This is a genomic window from Hymenobacter sp. UV11 (assembly GCF_004684095.1).
Taxonomy (GTDB): Bacteria; Bacteroidota; Bacteroidia; order Cytophagales; family Hymenobacteraceae; genus Hymenobacter.
Map to the genome: position 1 here is coordinate 51427 of NZ_SRII01000001.1, position 14948 is coordinate 66374.

The following is a 14948-nucleotide window of genomic DNA, read 5'->3' on the forward strand; positions in this document are numbered from 1 at the left end:
CCTGCCCTTTGCCAGCCGGCGTAAATTTGTCTTTCCCTACCCCTCCCAAAAAAGCTAACGGCTAATAGCTAGTAGCTAACAGCTCAAAAAAATGCACCTACTGCTGTTCGACGACCCGGCTATTCGGCCGCACTTGCTGCCGCTCACCTTTACGCGGCCGGTGGCGGCACTGCGCTGCGGCATTCTCACCATCGCCGAAAAGTGGCAGCGCCGGCTGGCTTCGCCCACCGTGGGCTACCTCACGCAGCCCTATTTGCAGGCCAAGTTCCCGGTGTGCGCCGATGGCCTCGTGACCGGCGCCGCGTTGGTGGTGAACGGCGCCGTATGCCCCGACGACCTGCTGGTCCGCCAGGTGCTGGCCCTACCCCCCGGCCACGGCCTCTACTGCGGCGAGCTGCTGGTGGCGGCCCACCTCGCCGACGCCAGCCAAGTGGTCGAGCTGATTCAGGATGGCCTAGTGGTGCGGCAGGCGCAGGAAGATGTGTCGGTTATTGACCGGCCGTGGCAGCTGTTTCTGCGCAATGGGGCCGAGATTCGGCTCGATTTTGCGCTGCTCACCGCCGGGCGCACGTCGCAGCCGATGGGCGACGCGCACACCATCGTGTATGGGGCGGAGAATATCTTCATTGAGGAGGGCGTGAAGATTCGGGCCGCCGTGCTTAATGCCGAGAGCGGCCCCATTTACCTGGGCAAGAACGTGGAGGTGCAGGAAGGGGCCATCCTGAAGGGCCCGCTGGCCGTGTGCGAGGGCGCGGTGCTCAATGCCGCCGTGCGGCTGCGCGGCGACAATACCATCGGTCCATTTTGCAAAGTGGGCGGCGAAATCGGCAATAGCATCCTCATGGCCTACAGCAACAAAGGCCACGACGGCTACCTCGGCAACTCGGTTATCGGCGAGTGGTGCAACCTCGGGGCCGACACCAACACGAGCAACCTCAAAAACAACTACGCCCCGGTAAAAGTGTGGAGCCACGCCGCCCACCGCTTCGTGGATACCGGTCAAACCTTCTGCGGCCTGCTCATGGGCGACCACAGCAAGGCCGGCATCAACACCATGTTCAATACCGGCACGGTGGTGGGGGTAGGGGCCAATATTTTTGGCGCCGGCTTCCCACGCCAGTTTATCCCGAGCTTCAGCTGGGGCGGCACTTCGGGCTTCGAAACATTCAAGCTTAACAAGTTTGCCGAGGTGGCCGAGCGCGTGATGGGCCGGCGCGGCTTGGCGTATGATGAGGTGGAAGAAGGAATTATGGAAGAAGTTTTCAAGCAGACGGCCGGTGACCGAGTCTGGGAGAAAGTCTGAACCGCGGGTTTATCGGATTCTTCGGATTAGTCGGATTTTGGTGATGATGATGGCGATAAGTATTGTTACTTTGGTATATGATTCTTGATAATAGACACGGTAAGCTGACGGAGGTAGTTATTGGCTGCGCGATGGAAGTGCATCGGACGCTGGGAACTGGCTTTCAGGAGGTAATATATCAGCGGAGCCTTGCGGTTGAGATGGAGAAGGCAGGGGTAGTTTTTGGCAGAGAAATAGAAATGCCGTTGTTTTATAAAGGGGTTGATGTGGGCTCCAGGCGAGTAGATTTTCTGGTGGGAAATTCGGTTTTGGTTGAGTTGAAAGCACTCCACGAGCTTACCCCAACGCATTACGCCCAAATCATAAACTACCTCGAAGCCTACCAGCTTGAAGTAGGCTTACTCATCAATTTCGGCGAGCGTAGCCTCCGCTTCAAACGCTTCATCAAAAGCCAGCAAAAGAACAACCCATAAAGAATCGCCACCAAAAAAAGAATCGCCACCAAAATCCGACTAATCCGGAGAATCCGATAAATCCGCGGTTCAGACAATGACTTTCGCCAACATCCCCAACCAAATGGTCCTCAAAGACGTGCTGCGCCAGTCGGTGCAGCGCGGGCACGTGGCGCACGCCCAACTCTTTCGTGGGGCCGAGGGCTCAGCGGCCCTACCCCTGGCGCTGGCCTACGCGCAGTACCTCAACTGCGAGGGCCGCGCCGATGATGCTCAGGACAGCTGCGGCCACTGCCCGGCCTGCCTGAAAATCAGCAAGCTGGCGCACCCCGACCTCAATTTTATTCTGCCCACTACCACTACCAAGGCGGTACCCAAGGATGCCACCAGCGGCCGTTTCATGGCCGAGTGGCGCACCTTCCTGGCCGAGAGCCCCTACCAGGGCTTCAACGACTGGATGCAGCACATCGGGGCCGAAAACAAGCAGGGCAGCATCTCGAAGGAGGAAGCCGGCCAGCTACTCAAGCTGGTGTCGCTCAAGGCGTTTGAGGCGCGGTTTAAGCTCGTCATTATCTGGCTGCCCGAGCTGATGCACCCGGCCGCCGCCAACGCCGTGCTCAAGCTGCTGGAAGAGCCGCCGCCCGCCACGGTGTTTTTGCTGGTCAGCAACGAGCCCGAGCGGCTGCTGCCCACCATCATCAGCCGGGTGCAGCCGGTGGCGGTGCGCCCTTTTTCGGAAGATGATATTGCCGCGTACCTCACGGCGCGCTACCACGTGCCCGAAGCCAAAGCCCGGCAAGTGGCGCAGCTGGCCGAGGGCAACCTGGGTGCGGCCATCGCCAGCCGCGAGCAAAGCGCTGACCACGACTACGCCGATTTTTTCATCAAGTGGATGCGCAAGTGCTTCTCGCTGAAAATGACCGACGTAATGACCCTGGCTGACGAGTTTCAGAAGATGGGCCGCGAGAACCAGAAGGAGCAGCTCAGCTTCTCGCTGGGGCTGCTGCGCAAGGTGCTGCTCTACGGCCTCGACCCGCAGCTGGTGCCGCACCTGCCCAGCGGCGAGCAGCAGTTCGTGCAGGGTTTCAGCAAGTTCGTGACCCCCAATAACGCTGACCAGCTTACCGAGGAGCTGAATACCGCCCACTACCACATCGAGCGCAACGCCAACCCGCGCATGGTTTTCGTAGATGCCTCACTGCGCCTGGGCCAGCAGCTGCGCCGCGCCTGATTGTAGCGCGAAGTTTCCACTACGTGCGCGAGCAAAGCGAGCAGGCGGCACCGAGCGGCGCGCACGACGATGCCCGCTGCGCGCACGCACGAAGAGGAAACTTCGCGCTACTTCCTGCCGACCTTTGTGCTATGCGCTGCTTGCTTGCCCTAGTCCTGCTCCTTATACTAAACCCAGCGCGGGCGCAGGTGGGGCCAAGCCTACCCCCCGACCCGACCATGAACGTCGGTATCCACCAGGGGCGCTTCATTGGGGTAGTGGTGGGCACGACGGTGGTTTACGCCCTGACTTCCTACTTCTTAGGCAAAACCTGGTACACCAAGCGCGTGCCGTTTCATACCTTCAACGACAACGGCGAGTGGCTGCAAATGGATAAGGTGGGCCACGCCACCACGGCCTACGCCATCAGCCGGGGCGAGTACGAGCTGTTTCGCTGGAGCGGCGTTAATGAGCGGGCTTCCGTGCTCACAGGCAGCCTCATTGCGCTGTTGTACCAGACTACTATTGAGCTGTTTGATGGCCGCTCCGAGGGCTGGGGCTTTTCGAAGGGCGACATGGTGGCCAACCTCAGCGGCATTGGCCTGTTTATGGGTCAGCAGTATGGTTTTGGCGAGCAAAAGGCGAGCCTGCGCTACGGCTGGCGCCAGAGCATCTACCCGCAATATCGGCCCAATTTACTCGGGCATAGCATTGGTAGTCAAATGCTAAAGGATTATAATGGCCAGCAATACTGGCTGTCGTTCAATATAGCGTCGGTGCTGCCGGTAGGGCCATCGTTTCCGCGCTGGCTCAACCTGGATGTGGGCTACAGCGGTAGCGGCATGACCGGCGGCCACGCCAACCCGCCGTACTTCGACGCTGAGGGTAAGGAAGTGAAATTCACCCGCTACCGGCAATTTTACGTGTCGCCCGATATCAGCCTGGCCCGCCTGCCGGGCCTCAACGGCACCCTGGCGCAGCCGCTGGTCAGTGCCGGGCAGTTCTTTAAAATCCCTACCCCCTCCCTGGAATACAGTGGGCTGCGCGGCCTGCGCTTCCACCCGTTAGTTGTTGCTAAGGATTAATTTTAATTTTCTCGCACAGAGTTCACCGAGCTTCACAGAGGTTAAAAACTCTTTTAACTCCGTGCACTCTGTGCGAAATAGCTCTTATGTCTGAAACTCCCATCCGCCTTGCCACCCGCGCCTCGCGCCTCGCCCTGTGGCAAACCGAGCACGTGGCCAGCCTGCTCAACCAAGCCGGCCTACCCACCGAAATCGTGCCCATGCAAACCATCGGCGACAAGGTGCTGGACCGCTCACTGACCAAAATCGGCGCCAAGGGCGTCTTCACCGAAGAGCTCGAAGAAAGCCTGCGCCGCAACGAAACCCACCTGGCCATCCACTCGGCCAAGGATGTGCAAAGCTCCCTACCCCCTGATTTGGAGCTGGTGGCGTTTCTGGAACGCGAACAGGTCAACGATGTGGTTATCAGCTTTCAAAAAGACTTTGATATCACAAAAGCTGGCATTCTGCTGGGTACGAGCAGCACCCGCCGCAAGGCGCTACTGCGTCGCTTCTACCCCCTGGCCAACACGGCCGAGGCGCGCGGCAACCTCCAGACGCGCCTGCGCAAGCTGGAAGAAGGCCAGTACGATGCCTTGGTGCTGGCCTATGCCGGCGTGCACCGCATGGGCTACGACAGCCTTATCCGCCACGTGCTGCCCAGCAACAAGTTTGTGCCGCCCGTGGGCCAGGGTAGCATCGCGGTGGAGTGCTCCCGGTTTTTGGATAGTGACTTGAAAGAAAGGATAAAAGCGGCGCTCGACCATCCCGATACCCACCGCTGCCTGCTGGCTGAGCGCGCCTTTTTGCGCACCATGGAAGGCGGGTGCAGTATTCCGTCGTTTGCGCTGGCTACCCTCACCGAAGCCGGCGACCTGCACCTGCACGGCGGCCTCATCAGCCTCAGCGGCGAGGAATACGTCGATTTTACCCAAACTGCCCCCGCCGCGCAGGCCGAGGGCCTCGGCATGGCCGTGGCCGACTACGTGCTGGGCCACGGCGGCGAGGCCATTCTGGCCAGCATTCGTGAGCAGCGGGGCGAACTATAGGGGGTAGGGATTTCGTAAGTGGGTCGGTTTTCTTCCTTGACTTTTATGCGTATGAAGCTGTTACTTGCCGGGCGTCGCGTCTTATTTTTAAGTTGCCTGCTGCTGAGCCTGGCTGCCCAAGCCGCCGAAAGTCCTCAGAAAAATAAGAAGGATGAGGTGGTGACGATTACGACCAGTCTGGGAGTTATCCGACTCATCTTGTTCAGCGACACGCCTTTGCACCGGGCCAATTTTCTGAAGAAAGCCCAAGATGGCTTCTACAACGGCACTACCTTTCACCGGGTCGTACCCAACTTCATGGTGCAGGGCGGCGACCCCAACTCCAAGGATAGCGACCCGGCCAACGATGGCCAGGGGCCGCCCAACGATACCACAATTCCGGCCGAGCTGGCGGCGGGCCACCGGCACGACTACGGCGCCCTGGCCGCCGCCCGCCAGGCCGACTTCGCGAACCCGCAACGGGCTAGCAATTCCAGTCAGTTTTACTTGGTGGAAAACCACCAGGGCACGCATTTTCTCGATGGCGACTATACCGTGTTTGGTCAGGTAATCAGTGGGTTGGATGTACTTGATAAGATAGCCGCCTTACCCCGTGACCGCCGCGACCGGCCCATTGCCGACGTCAAAATGACGATGACAGTGGAAAAGCTGAAGAAAAAGAAAATCACGGAGCTGTACGGCTATATCTACTAACTGCTTATGAAGATTCTGCTCACCGGCTCCAACGGCTTGCTCGGGCAAAAGCTCGTGGCCCTGCTGCACCCGATGCCCGAGGTGGAGCTGGTAGCCACCGCCCGCGGCGGCAACCGCCTAGCGGAGCTATACCCCACGCTCCGCTTCGTGCCGCTCGATGTGACGGATGCGGCCCAGGTGCAGCAGGTGCTGGCCGCCGAGCGCCCTACCCACCTCCTGCACACTGCCGCCATGACGCAGGTGGACGAGTGCGAGCAGCACCAAGACGCCTGCTGGGCGCAGAACGTGACGGCCGTAGCGCACCTGGCTGCTGCCTGCGCGCAGCTCGGTATTCACCTCACACACCTTAGCACCGATTTTATCTTCAATGGCGAAGAAGCCCTGCTAACCGAGGACGCTATCCCCGACCCCCTCAGCCACTACGGGGCAAGCAAGCTGGCCGCCGAGCGCATTGTGCAGGCAACCAGCGGCCTGCGCTGGTCCATTGCCCGCACAGTGCTGGTATACGGCACGCTCACGGCAGGTAGCCGCAGCAATATCGTGCTCTGGGTGCGCGACTCGTTGCGCAAAGGCCAGGCAATTAAGGTAGTAGATGACCAATGGCGCACGCCTACCCTGGCCGAAGACCTGGCTATGGGCTGCTGGCTGCTGGCCCGGCAGTCGGCCCAGGGTATCTTTCACCTCAGCGGCCGCGAACTCCTGACGCCCTACCAGATGGCGCAGCAGGTAGCCAGCTTTTTCCAGCTCGACCCTTCGTTGTTGGAGCGTGTTGATAGCAGCACGTTTACGCAGCCTGCCCAGCGGCCAGCCCGCACCGGCTTCAACATTGCCAAAGCCGAGCGCGAATTGGGCTACCAGCCGCGCTCCTTTGCCGAAGGCATTGCCCTGCTGGCCCAGCAAACAGAACCCAGCCCCACGTAGCCAATGGCCAATAAGTGGACATCAAAAAAGCCCGCTGGCAATGCCAGCGGGCTTTTCAACTATAAGCCTTCCGCTTCTAAAATACTTCTTCTGAAATAACTGGACTCTGATAAAGGGACTGATTTTGTATAAATTGCACCAGATGAGACATCTGGTAACTGTTTGGTAGTAAGTGTTTAGTTACATACGGTAAATTCAAGGTGCATCGCTGGTTTTCTTACAAATGGTCAGGCCATTCGCCGATAAGCAGGCCGCCTACGAGGAGCGCTGTGCGCTGGCGCAAAGCAGCTTCACCAAGGGCGTGAGGCACCAAGCGGCCATCCAATGTGGTGAAGTCGCGGCCCGCCGCGAGAGAGGCAAAATCGACTGGGGACGAGCCCGAGTGCGAAAAATCCTGGCGAGATGAATAGGCGGCGTTCATCGAAATTGGTTGAAAATAGAGTTGCAGGTATACGGGGGTGCTGTATTGTTAAGCAGTAATCCGATACAAGATTAACGACGCTTTCAACCGTGCAAAAGGACACAAGCCTCAGTTTTGTGACATAGACTTTTCAAGGTTTGAATGAAAAAATACAAAATTTTAATTAGAATAAGACAAAAAAATTACTTATGCCCAATCTTTTAAATAAATAAAATGCTGATTGAAAGAAGCTTGTGAAATAATGCTTAAAGATGAAGTTATGGTCCTCAAACTTGTTTTGTGACAATTCTTCTCCTCTACAGGCACTTTTCACCCCTGTTTTATCCTGCATTAAAGCGCTTATTAAGGGCCTGCGCTAGATGTTGCAAAGCCAAAAGCGTACAAAGTAGCGCCAGCCCTGGGGCCGCTACTACCCACCACGCGTTGGGGTCTTGGCGCACGGTGGTTAACATGCTGCCCCAACTCACCTGGTCTGGTGCTTGGCCTATACCCAAGAAAGCCAACGTATTCTCCAGTCCGACCAAGCCAGCCAGCGTAAGCGGGGCAAACGAAAACAAGGGCAGGCAGGCATGGGGTAGGGCATGATGCAGCCAAATGTGCCAGGCCGGTAGCCCACTCGCCCGCGCGGCTTCCATAAAAGGCTGCACCCGCACCCGCAGCATTTGCGCCCGCACCAGGCGCGCAGTTTCGGGCCAGGCCACCAGCGCCAGCAAACTCAGCAGCTGCACAAAGCTGAGCGGCGGGCCAGCCGCCAGGGCCACGAGCAGGATGAGCCGGGGCACCGCCCCCAGCAGGGCCGTAGCACCAAGAACCAGGCTATCGAGCGGCAGCGGAAACGTGCGCCGACTGCTACCCACTGCCTGGCGTGAGGAAAGCCAGCTGAACAGTATGCTGATTACCAATAAGATGCTAACAACGGCGGCGCGGGCGGGTAGGGTGGCCAACCACCAGCCCGCTGCTAGCAGCCACCCCGCGCTGGCCAGCGGCAGGCGCAGCTGTTTATTGCCCCAAAAACCGGCCGCGCTGCCTGCTATTGCCCCCACGAGGGTTGCCAGCCCCACGGCCGGCAGGCTCAGCAATACGAGTCGCTGCGCACCGGCTACCAGCCCGGCCAAAACGTCACGGCCGAGCGGGTCGGTGCCGAGGTAGTGGAGCGGGCTGGGCGGCGTAGCCATGTGCAACAAATCGGGCGTGGCCGCGGGGTAGGGCAGTAGCAGCCAGGGCGCAAGCAGACCAACAACTAACAAGAGCACTAACCAGCTGGTAGCCAGCCAATAATTTGCGTGATATGGTGTCCGGCGGGCCAGCTTCATGCGGAAGGACTCAGGCGGGGGTCAACCAGAAAATAGAGAATGTCGGCAAGTACCAGGCCCAGCAGGCGCACGCCGGCAATCAGCAATACGCCGGCTACCACTACCGGGTAGTCGTGGGTGGCGGCCGCCTCAGCGAGCAGGCGGCCACTGCCCGGCAGGGCAAATACCACCTCCACTACCACCGTGCCGGCTACCAGAGTGGGTAGGAGTTCAGTGAGCGTGGTGAAAAGCGGCAGAAGCGCATTGGGCAGCAGATGCTGCCGCAACACCCGGCCGATGGGCAGGCCTTTGGCGCGGGCCGTGGTAGCATAAGCAGTGCCTAACTCGTGGCGCAGGCTCGCCGCTAAGGGCAGAGTCAGGGCCGGAAGCGCCGACAGCACCAGGCTGAGGATGGGGAGCGTAGCCCGTGCCGCCCAGTACACCAGACTGGCTAACCCACTGGCTGACTCCCCCTGGCGGGAAGCCGGTAGAATATTAACGACATCCGGATTGGCCAGCAGTAGCAGCAGCGCCAGCGCCAGTAAAAAAAGCGGCATCACCTGCAAAAATGCGAGGCTGCCCTGCACCAGCGCGCGCAAGCGCCCCTGCGGTGCCCGCGCTACATACAAGGCCAGCCCCACCGCCAGGGCTGTAGCTAATACCGCCGCGCTACCCGCCAGCGGCACGCTACAGGCCAAGGCCTGGCCGAGTAGCGTTGCCACGGGCTGCCCCGACGCGTAAGATTGGCCCAGGTTGCCCCGTAGCAACTGGCTCACCCACTGATGATACTGGTTGTGGCATCCGTGCCAGTGCCAGTGCCCCGCCGGGCCCGGCGAGCGCGTAGCATAAAAGACGGGCTCCGCTAGCCCAAGTCTCTGACGGATAGCCTGATTGCTGGCTAGCCGCTGTGCTGCGGTGGTGGGGTAGGCCAACTCACCGGCCTCGCCCAGCACTAGCTGCTCGGGGCCAGCGGGCAGCAGCCGGCTTACCAGAAATACCAGCGAGGCAATACCCCAGGCCGCCAGCGCCGCCCGCCCAAGCCGTGCTAGTAGCCAGCGTCCCATAGCTAAGGAATAGCCACGTTAGCCGAACCGCTGGCCCAGGAAAGAGCCCCGGATGCGTAGCCGGGTTTGAGGCCTGAGGCAATAATGGGCCGAAGCTGCCGGCTAGCAGATAAGCGATTAGCCAGATAGAACAAAGGTACCAGCGGCATCTCTTCGCGTATCAATACCTGAAAGTGGCGAAGCAGCCGCCGCTTGCGTGGCAAGTTGCCCTCTATCGAAATGTCTTCGAGAAGCTGGTCGGTAGCGGGCCGGCCAAACCCCGTGAAATTATCCATGCCAATGGCATTCGTGTGTAGCAGTGGCGAAAAGTTGAACCCAAAAGGAGTACCCTTAATCGTGCGGATGTACATGTCAAAATCTCCCGCTTTCAGGGCAACAGTGAGCGCCGAAGCTTCCAGCGGCAGCACCTTAACGGGGATGCCAAGCTTTGCCGCTGCCGCCTGAAACTGCAGCGCAATGGTAGCAAACGCTGATTCGTCGGACCGATAGCGTAGAGTAAGCGCTAGCGGTTGCGCAATGATGGAGTGGTACCAGCTCCCATTGGACTGCTTTTGCCAGCCGGCTTGGTGCAGCAGCGCCAGCGTTTGTGTTGGGTCATACGCTAGTGCGGGTAGGCTATCGTTGTAAAATTGACTGTCGGGCGGCACGAGGCCCACCGTGAGGCTGCCTTGCCCCAGCTGCGTAGCGGTGAGCAAGCCAGCGGGGTCAAGCAGCCGGCCCAATGCTTGTCGCGTTAGCTTGTTATTTAGTAGTGCACGCCGGGTGTTGAAGCCCACACTAATCAGGTCGTATGACGGGTTGGTGTAAAATGCCAATTCCTTGCGCGCCGCCGCCGAGGTTTGCAGCCGCTGAAATAAGCTGGCCGGCATGCGCGGAAACACATCCAGCTCTCGCCGCCGCAGTGCCAAAACAGCCGCCGCGTCATCGGGCATAATAATGTAGTCGAGCAGCTGGGCCCGCGCTTGCAGCACAAAAGGTGCGGGGCGCAGGTCATCGGCCCACCAGTGCGCCTTGCGCTGAAACAGCAAATGCCGGTTGTGCACCCACTCGGCTAGCCGATAGGGTCCACAACCGGGCAAATGACTGGGGTAGCGAGCACTATTGGCTTGCTTGTAACGGCTCACCAGCGCGGCTACCACCGCAGGAGGAGCTTTGTCGGGGTGCCAGCCCTGCAGCATTGCCAGGGGCAAGGGCCGCAAGGTATGCTGCGCATCAAGCGCGTTTTCTGGCAAAATGGGAAAATCGCCCGACGTATTAATAAGCTCCCGGCCCTGGCCGCGGCACACCAAGGTGAAGTGCCGCGGGTTGGTAGGGTCGGGTAAGAGCTGCCGAATAAAGCTGAACTGCGTGCGGGCCACCTCGTAGGGCAAACCCGGACATTGTATGAGCTTTAGCGTAAAATCTACGTCGGTGGCGAGCACCGGGCGGCCATCGTCCCATGTTGCGGCGGGCCGCAACTGGTAGTCAAGCCGCATCAGCGAATCACCAATCAGCTGGACGCCGGGTAGGCGTTCAGCTAAGGCCGGCGCGTAAACATTGGCCTGGTAGTCAACTTGAAGCAAGCCCAAATGTAGCAGGCTGGCTGCATCAGACGCGTTCTGGTTCGGAATTGCCAGTGGGTCAAGAGCCACTGGGTCGTTAGCCCAGCGAATATGAATTGGGGTAGTTTCCTGAACTCGCTCGGGTGAAGCTGTAGAACAGGCGCTGGTCAGTGAAGCGAGCAAGCTGCCAAGCCAGTAATATCTCATTCATCAACGGCGAAAAAATGCCGTTGGCAAGTTAAGCACGACTAGGCTATTACTGCCTAGCTGTGGTTTAGTCGCCGCCCCAGCCCGTGCCGCCTACGGCCGATGAAGTAGAAGCGCCGGTGTAGTCGCCGCCCCAGCCCGTGCCACCTACGGCCGACGAAGTAGAAGCGCCAGTGTAGTCGCCGCCCCAGCCCGTGCCGCCTACGGCCGAAGAGCCGGTATAGTCGCCGCCCCAACCTGTGCCGCCTACGGACGAAGAGTTGGTGTAGTCACCGCCCCAGCCCGTGCCACCTACTTTAGTAGCGGGTTGGCCGGTGATGGTCATGAACTGGAAGAACGCGAGGGTTAGGAGCTCAAACATGATGAGTTGGAAAAGGTGTGGTGAATTGTTGATACAAATCTCCACTCTTCTTCAGGCTCTCAAAAGGAAAGAAGTCGGTTTCGCGTGACAGTAATTATATGAAGTATCTTTTGTATTAAAAAAAGAAAGCGACATTCAATTACTTGTGTACGGGCATTAAGTGCCAAAAAGCACAAGCATTTCCGGGCGTAAAAAAGATAAAATGTGACATCTTATCCAGAAAATAGCCCGCATTACTTCAGGATACAAAGTTTAGAGACGGGCTAGGTCGGTGCAAGGACAATTCGCTTATTTTTGTTTTGCTCGTTTTTGACTTTAAGTAAGCAAAAAAATGTCTTTAAAAGCTTCTAACGCACTTTTTCAATGGAGGAAATAGCAAATTTGGCGCGAATTGTGACATTGCGTCGGGCCGGACACCGCCCTTTACTTGATTTGGATGCTGCGCGCATCGGCAAAGAAGAAAGGCTGATGCAGGAAGTGGCCGCAAACCCCAAACTAACTGCCATTCAGCTCACAAAATTGCTTTATGGTGCAAATTCGACGAGCAACCAGGCCGCAATGCGCCAACTGCGTGCGCGCGTTCAGGATAAGCTCCTGAATCACCTGTTTTTCCTGGACCATTCGGACCCGCGTTTTTTGGTGTCGAGGCGCTACGAAGTCGAGTGTCTGGACTTGCTGCATAAATGCACTATTCTTTACTTGGAAGGTGAATATGCTTTGAACGAGCGGCTGCTGCGCCGGTGCATGCGGTTGGCTGTGCAGGGCGAGTTTACGACCTACGAAGAGCAGGCCGCGCAGAAGCTGCGCACCATCTACGCCTCGCAGCGCCAGCAAGCCAAATACGATGAGATGAACAACCGGCTGCTGGAGCTGCGGCGGGTACTGAACCTTGAGCAGGAAGCGGAGGAAATTCGCCTGGCCGTGCTCATTGGGATGGAGCAGGCGGTTTCGAAGCGCCAGGCCGTTAAGCTAAGAATACCCGATTACCTGGCGCGGCTGGAGGAGCTGTATAAGCTGGCGCCCACCTTCACCACGTTTTCGGCGCGCTACCGGGTGCGCCTGACCAGTGCCGGCCTGGCGGGGCAGTACGATGACATTATCCGCGATACGGAGGAGGCCAGCGAAATGCTGCAAGCAGGGCTCATTAACGAGCGGCGCTTCGACCAGCGGTTCAACCAGTTTATGAACGTGTATGCGCACCTGCGCAGCCGCCGGCCCATGGAAGGCTTGGTACTAGCCAAGGAATTTGCCCAAACCATTCACCCTACCTCCAGCAACTGGTTCTACTTCTACGAGCATTATCTTCTCCTGGCTCTGCACGCACGCGAATACGAGCGGGCACTGGTGCTGCTGCACACCGCGCAGAAAAACCCCTCGTACGGCAAGCAGCGGCAGGCGGCGCTGGAGCGCTGGGAGCTGCTGGCGGCCTATACCGAACTGATGCTGCCTTTCGAGCGCATGTCGGTGAAGCGGCGTAGCCAGATTGCCGTGTTTGCCGCCCTTACGGTGCCCGAGTACAGCCGCGACAAGCTGGGCTTCAACGTGGCTATTCTGGTTTTTCAGCTGGTGCACTACTTGCAGCAGCGGCTGCTGGAGCCGGTGCTCTCGCGCCTGGAGCGCCTGCGCAAGTACCAGCAGCGCCACCTGCGCGACGCCGCTACCCTGCGTAGCCGCACTTTTCTGCGCCTGCTGCTGCTGCTACCGGAGGCCAATTTTGACCACGTAGTGCTAGCGCAGCGGGGTAGGCCCTTTATGGCCATTCTAAAAAAAGCACCTTTAGTAGGCGAAGCCGATTCGGAGGTAGAGATTATTCCCTACGAAGACCTGTGGCAGCTGGTGCTGGATATTCTGGCCATTGGCGAGCCTGAGTAACCAGCCGCTGGCTGGCCCGGCGCTAGGGCTCAACAATCACCTCCTGGCTCACGCAGTTGCTGGCGGCGCACGCGCCGGGGCCGTAGCCGCGCAGGCTCATGCGCACCGGAAAGCGGCCGGCCTTGCGAAAGCTGTGCTCCACACGGCGGCCCTGCTGGATAAAGCCATCGCGAAAATCCCAGACTACTACCACCGACTGGCACTCGGGCAGCACCGAGTCGAGCGCGTCGAAGGCCACTGCCTGGCCCACGTGCACGGTGCGGGTAGGGCCCACGCTAAAGTTGAGGACCGGCTTGCGCGTCAGGTCCACGTCGAAGGTTTTTTCGGCGCGGCGTACCTCGCCGGTGGCGGGCACCGCCACATCGAGCACCACTTGGTAGTGGTCGCGCTTGGCGTAGCAGTGCGTGATGGTGAGGCCCGTGAGAGTAGTGCCATCGCCCATGTTCCAGCGGTATTCGAGGGGGCCGGCGCCGGGGTCTACCGAGCGGGTCGCGTCAAAATCGACGCATAGCTCGGCCAGTTGCAGCGGGCCGCAGGCGGCGGCTTGCGGAGCATCGGCCGTGTTGGGGGGGGTAGGGGTTTGGGCCTGTGCCCAAGCGGCCGAGCCAAGTAGCGCCACCACTGTGGCCAGGCTGCGTCGGCGCCGGGCTGCCGCACAAAGGGTAGGAAAAACGAGCACCGGCGAGCAGGTTAGCGTGAAAGAGAGCAGGCGGGGTAGGGCAAGGCTACAGCTTATTGAGGCGCTGCGAAAGGCTGCGCATGTACGTTTGGCCCACCGGAATGTATTTATCCTTGATGAGCAGCGAGTTGTCTTCCAGCGCCTGCACGTAGTCGATGTTGATAATGAAGGACCGATGCACGCGCACGAAGCGCTGCGTGGGAAACTTCTCCTCAATAGCGCGCATGGTGCTGTACACAATGAGCTTGCCGCGGGCCGTGACGAGGTGCACGTAGTCGCCGAGGGCCTCCACGTAGTACACATCGGCAAAATCGACGCGCACGAGCTTGTTATCAACCTTCACGAAGGTAAAATCGGGGTTGCTGCCCGCTGCCAGGGGCGGTAGCTCGTCGGCTTCGGCGTCGCGTTGGGTGGTCACGTTGCTCAGCACTTTCTGGGCCGCTTGCAAAAACCGGGGGTAGGTGAGCGGCTTGAGCAAGTAGTCGGCCACCGCAAACTCAAACGCCTGCACTGCATACGATTGACTGCTGGTAATGAGCACCACCTGCGGCGGGTCGGGCAGGGTGCGCAGCAGGTCGAGGCCCGACATCAGGGGCATTTCGACGTCCAGAAACAGCACATCAAAGGCCTGCGTACGCAATATTTCGGCTGCCTCAATGGCGCTGTTGCAATCGCCCGACGCCTCCAGAAAAGGCGTGTTGGCGATGCAGGCGCGCACTATCTGCACCGAAATCGGGTCGTCGTCGATGATGAGGCAGCGCAGTGGGGCCGTGGTTGCGGCATCGGGCTCGGTAGCAGCAGTAGTAGTCATGCAGAAAA

Annotated in this window: 15 protein-coding genes; 8 read left to right on the plus strand and 7 right to left on the minus strand. The window is 59.3% G+C overall.

Going from position 1 to position 14948, the window contains the following annotated elements; translation table 11 throughout:
* The first annotated feature begins 91 nt into the window (after positions 1 to 91).
* The 7 genes from E4631_RS00205 (at position 92) to E4631_RS00235 (ending at position 6692) form a co-directional block, all read left to right on the plus strand.
* The gene (locus E4631_RS00205) at positions 92 to 1303 is read left to right on the plus strand and encodes a GlmU family protein (protein ID WP_133658097.1); all 1212 of its coding nucleotides are present in this window, start codon (positions 92 to 94) and stop codon (positions 1301 to 1303) included.
* Positions 1304 to 1380: 77 nt separating this feature from the next.
* Positions 1381 to 1776 (plus strand): GxxExxY protein, encoded by a 396-nt coding sequence (locus E4631_RS00210; protein WP_133658098.1) that lies wholly within the window; start codon positions 1381 to 1383, stop codon positions 1774 to 1776.
* 76 nt (positions 1777 to 1852) lie between these two features.
* The gene (locus E4631_RS00215; RefSeq protein ID WP_133658099.1) at positions 1853 to 2986 is read left to right on the plus strand and encodes a DNA polymerase III subunit delta; all 1134 of its coding nucleotides are present in this window, start codon (positions 1853 to 1855) and stop codon (positions 2984 to 2986) included.
* 131 nt (positions 2987 to 3117) lie between these two features.
* Positions 3118 to 4050 carry a DUF2279 domain-containing protein gene (locus E4631_RS00220; protein WP_133658100.1) on the plus strand — a complete coding sequence of 311 codons (933 nt, stop codon included), beginning with the start codon at positions 3118 to 3120 and terminating at the stop codon, positions 4048 to 4050.
* An 86-nt stretch (positions 4051 to 4136) separates the two neighbouring features.
* Positions 4137 to 5078 (plus strand): hydroxymethylbilane synthase, encoded by a 942-nt coding sequence (gene hemC, locus E4631_RS00225; RefSeq protein WP_133658101.1) that lies wholly within the window; start codon positions 4137 to 4139, stop codon positions 5076 to 5078.
* Positions 5079 to 5129: 51 nt separating this feature from the next.
* Entirely contained in the window at positions 5130 to 5771 is a 642-nt protein-coding gene (locus tag E4631_RS00230) for a peptidylprolyl isomerase (protein ID WP_133658102.1), read from the plus strand.
* A gap of 6 nt (positions 5772 to 5777) precedes the next feature.
* Complete coding sequence (locus E4631_RS00235; protein ID WP_133658103.1) at positions 5778 to 6692, plus strand: SDR family oxidoreductase; 915 nt, start codon at positions 5778 to 5780, stop codon at positions 6690 to 6692.
* A gap of 217 nt (positions 6693 to 6909) precedes the next feature.
* On the opposite strand, the gene E4631_RS00240 is transcribed toward E4631_RS00235, so the two are convergent.
* From E4631_RS00240 to E4631_RS00260, 5 genes are all read right to left on the minus strand, one after another.
* Entirely contained in the window at positions 6910 to 7113 is a 204-nt protein-coding gene (locus E4631_RS00240; RefSeq protein ID WP_133658104.1) for a hypothetical protein, read from the minus strand.
* A gap of 320 nt (positions 7114 to 7433) precedes the next feature.
* Complete coding sequence (locus E4631_RS00245; protein ID WP_166648119.1) at positions 7434 to 8360, minus strand: ABC transporter permease; 927 nt, start codon at positions 8358 to 8360, stop codon at positions 7434 to 7436.
* Between the two features lie 62 nt (positions 8361 to 8422).
* A complete protein-coding gene (locus E4631_RS00250; RefSeq protein ID WP_133658106.1) occupies positions 8423 to 9469 on the minus strand; it encodes an ABC transporter permease in 1047 nt (348 codons plus the stop codon).
* A gap of 2 nt (positions 9470 to 9471) precedes the next feature.
* Entirely contained in the window at positions 9472 to 11031 is a 1560-nt protein-coding gene (locus E4631_RS00255) for an ABC transporter substrate-binding protein (protein ID WP_166648120.1), read from the minus strand.
* A gap of 253 nt (positions 11032 to 11284) precedes the next feature.
* Positions 11285 to 11578, minus strand: coding sequence for a hypothetical protein (locus tag E4631_RS00260; protein ID WP_133658108.1), 294 nt, complete (start codon positions 11576 to 11578; stop codon positions 11285 to 11287).
* A 558-nt stretch (positions 11579 to 12136) separates the two neighbouring features.
* On the opposite strand from E4631_RS00260, the gene E4631_RS25770 reads away from it, so the two are divergent.
* Entirely contained in the window at positions 12137 to 13450 is a 1314-nt protein-coding gene (locus E4631_RS25770; protein ID WP_167797023.1) for a hypothetical protein, read from the plus strand.
* 22 nt (positions 13451 to 13472) lie between these two features.
* Here the strand turns inward: E4631_RS25770 and E4631_RS00270 are convergent, their stop codons facing one another.
* Both E4631_RS00270 and E4631_RS00275 read right to left on the minus strand, forming a co-directional pair.
* Entirely contained in the window at positions 13473 to 14129 is a 657-nt protein-coding gene (locus tag E4631_RS00270) for a PKD domain-containing protein (RefSeq protein ID WP_166648122.1), read from the minus strand.
* Positions 14130 to 14175: 46 nt separating this feature from the next.
* The gene (locus E4631_RS00275; RefSeq protein WP_133658110.1) at positions 14176 to 14940 is read right to left on the minus strand and encodes a LytTR family DNA-binding domain-containing protein; all 765 of its coding nucleotides are present in this window, start codon (positions 14938 to 14940) and stop codon (positions 14176 to 14178) included.
* Positions 14941 to 14948 lie beyond the last annotated feature (8 nt).

Excerpts from the sequence above, each read along its gene's own strand:
- E4631_RS00250 (WP_133658106.1), bottom strand. The coding sequence starts at position 9,469 with ATGGGACGCTGGCTACTAGCACGGCTTGGGCGGGCGGCGCTGGCGGCC.
- E4631_RS00240 (WP_133658104.1), bottom strand. The coding sequence starts at position 7,113 with ATGAACGCCGCCTATTCATCTCGCCAGGATTTTTCGCACTCGGGCTCG.
- E4631_RS00215 (WP_133658099.1), top strand. The coding sequence starts at position 1,853 with ATGACTTTCGCCAACATCCCCAACCAAATGGTCCTCAAAGACGTGCTG.
- hemC (WP_133658101.1), top strand. The coding sequence starts at position 4,137 with ATGTCTGAAACTCCCATCCGCCTTGCCACCCGCGCCTCGCGCCTCGCC.
- E4631_RS00205 (WP_133658097.1), top strand. The coding sequence starts at position 92 with ATGCACCTACTGCTGTTCGACGACCCGGCTATTCGGCCGCACTTGCTG.
- E4631_RS00210 (WP_133658098.1), top strand. The coding sequence starts at position 1,381 with ATGATTCTTGATAATAGACACGGTAAGCTGACGGAGGTAGTTATTGGC.
- E4631_RS25770 (WP_167797023.1), top strand. The coding sequence starts at position 12,137 with ATGCGCCAACTGCGTGCGCGCGTTCAGGATAAGCTCCTGAATCACCTG.
- E4631_RS00260 (WP_133658108.1), bottom strand. The coding sequence starts at position 11,578 with ATGTTTGAGCTCCTAACCCTCGCGTTCTTCCAGTTCATGACCATCACC.
- E4631_RS00235 (WP_133658103.1), top strand. The coding sequence starts at position 5,778 with ATGAAGATTCTGCTCACCGGCTCCAACGGCTTGCTCGGGCAAAAGCTC.
- E4631_RS00275 (WP_133658110.1), bottom strand. The coding sequence starts at position 14,940 with ATGACTACTACTGCTGCTACCGAGCCCGATGCCGCAACCACGGCCCCA.
- E4631_RS00220 (WP_133658100.1), top strand. The coding sequence starts at position 3,118 with ATGCGCTGCTTGCTTGCCCTAGTCCTGCTCCTTATACTAAACCCAGCG.
- E4631_RS00230 (WP_133658102.1), top strand. The coding sequence starts at position 5,130 with ATGAAGCTGTTACTTGCCGGGCGTCGCGTCTTATTTTTAAGTTGCCTG.